This window comes from Thiohalophilus sp. (assembly GCF_031581315.1).
Taxonomy (GTDB): domain Bacteria; phylum Pseudomonadota; class Gammaproteobacteria; order UBA6429; family Thiohalophilaceae; genus Thiohalophilus.
On the sequence record NZ_JAVLAZ010000161.1, the window covers coordinates 1 to 2,573 of the forward strand.

1 protein-coding gene is annotated in these 2,573 nt (G+C 59.2%); it reads right to left on the reverse strand.

Going from position 1 to position 2,573, the window contains the following annotated elements; genetic code table 11:
* Positions 1-304: 304 nt before the first annotated feature.
* Positions 305-2,281: a nucleoside-diphosphate sugar epimerase/dehydratase gene (locus RI563_RS13125; protein WP_310694832.1), complete on the reverse strand. Its 1,977-nt coding sequence runs from the start codon at positions 2,279-2,281 to the stop codon at positions 305-307.
* Positions 2,282-2,573 lie beyond the last annotated feature (292 nt).

The window sequence follows — 2,573 nt, forward strand, 5'->3', positions numbered from 1 at the left end:
ATTCCATCGGCAACCTGCCTGGATTCGAGAGTCGCGGCTACAAGCCCCTCCTACATCCATAACCCCCCGTCCTGCCGGAGGGGCTGTGGGAGGCGCTTGTAGCGGCGACTTGCCTGGATTCGGGAGGTCGCGGCTACAAGCCCCTCCTACATCCATAACCCCCGTCCTGCCGGAGGGCTGTGGGAGGCGCTTGTAGCGGCGACTTGCCGGGGTTCGGGAGGTCGCGGCTGAAAGCCCCTCCTACAATAAACAATCCTAAGTCCTAAGAACTCAGCACTCAGCACTCAGCACTCAGCACTTTATTTTATATCGGTAACTTTTTGACGTTTTCCCCCGCCAACCCTACGGCGTTTTTGTACACCAGGTCCTCGATCCCGCACTGGGGATTAAAGCCTTTGACCGCCTCCAGCAACACATCGCGGATTACCTGTTGATCATGGCTTTGCATCGCACTTTCCAGCCGGGCCAGATAGCTTTCCAGGCGGGACCAGTCGAGGGCTTCTTCCTCGGCACGCATGATCGACGGGTGGCTGGTCTCGTTCACGTTCTCGCCGATCAGCAACTCTTCATAGAGTTTTTCGCCCGGTCGAAGGCCGGTAATCTGAATTTCGATGTCCCCGTCCGGCTGCGTCTCATCGCGCACATCCAGCCCGCTGAGACGGATCATGTGGCGGGCCAGTTCGATAATCCGCACCGGCTCGCCCATATCCAGCACAAACACATCCCCGCCCCGGCCCATGGCCCCGGCCTGGATCACCAGCTCGGCCGCCTCGGGAATCGTCATGAAATAGCGAATAATCCGCTCATCGGTCACGGTGACCGGCCCGCCGTTTTGAATCTGGCGCCGGAACAGCGGAATCACCGAACCGGACGAATCCAGCACGTTACCGAAGCGGACCATGCTGAAACGGGTGGATAAATCCGGGCGTTTGCTAAGCCCCTGCAATATGAGTTCGGCAAAGCGCTTGGTCGCCCCCATGGTATTGGTCGGGCGCACTGCCTTGTCGGTGGAGATCAGCACAAAGGCCTCGACGCCGGTGTTGATGGCCGCCTGCGCGGTTTTGAGGGTACCGAAAATGTTATTGCGCACCGCCGCCACCGGGTTCATTTCCACCATGGGCACATGCTTGTAGGCGGCGGCATGGTAAATCGTCTGCACCCCGAAGGCAGTGCACAGCCGTTCAATGCGTTCCTGATCCAGCACGGTTCCCAACATGGGCAACACCTGGCGCTGTGAGACAGGCAAGTCATTGGAACCCTGGTAAAACGGGGAGTGGATCAGCTCATGATCGATATTGTAGAGCGCGTATTCGTTATGCTCGTAGAGCAACAGCTGGCGGGGACCGTACTTGAGGATCTGCCGGCAGAGTTCCGAGCCGATGGAGCCGCCGGCGCCCGTGACCATGACGACCTTGCCACGCACATTGGTCTCGATCAGGTCAGGACGGGGCGGCACGTGATCCCGGCCCAGCAGATCATCGATCTCCACATCTTTAATATCTTCTATCTTGACCCGCCCGTCGGCCAGTTCGGAAAATCCCGGCAAGGTCTTGACGTGGACATGGTACGGCTCGAGCTGTTTGATAATCGCCTTGCGGCGGCTGCGCGGCGCCGACGGCATGGCCAGCAACACTTCCTGCACGCGAAGCTTGTTAATCAGTTTGGCCAGTTCACGAAAAGCAAAGACCGGCAGGCCGTTGATCTGCTGTCCCTGCAATGCCGGATTGTCGTCGATGAACGCCACCGGCCGGTATTGCTGACTGAAACCCAGCGCCGTGGCCAGCTGAACCCCCGACGCCCCGGCCCCATAGATCACGACGTTAATCCGCCCCGCGGCTAACAGCCCGGGCGTCGACTGCTGGCGCAGGAACCACCAGCGGGCCAGCATGCGGCTGCCGCCGATCAGCAAAATCGCCACCAGCCAGTTGATCAGCGTTACCGAGCGGGGAATCCCCTGCACCCCGCTCAAAAAGCCCAGCGCTGCCCAGCAGAGCGCATACAGCGTCACCGCCTGGGCCACCACCCAGATCGCCTTGAGCCCGATATAACGCACAATGGCCCGGTACAGGCCGAAATAGACAAAAACAGGAATCGCCACCAGCGGCGCCGCCCCGATCAGGATCAGCACCGGCAGTTCGGGCACATACAGCATCCCCAACCGCAACGAAAACGCCGCCCACAGCGCCACCACCAGCAACAGCGCATCGGAAACCACCATCACCGCCTGCTTGTGCACCCGGGGCAAATCCCCCAGCCAGGCAGTGAACTTCGAAATTTTCATTCTCATATCCCTATTGTAATCATTGAGACTCACTTCTCATATCGGGGAAAACCCCAATAACTTTAGCCTGTTTGTAACTTGTAGGAGGCGCTTGTCAGCGGCGACTTGCCGGTATTCGCGAGGTCGCGGCAGAATGCCCCTCCTACAATTCCAGGTGCTAGGTGCTAGCACCTAGAGCCTAGAAACTGCTTTTGTGGGAGGCGCTTTCAGCGGCGACTTGCCGATATTCGAGAGATCGCGGCAGAATGCCCCTCCCACAACCGATAATCCCCAGCACTCAGCACTCAGCACT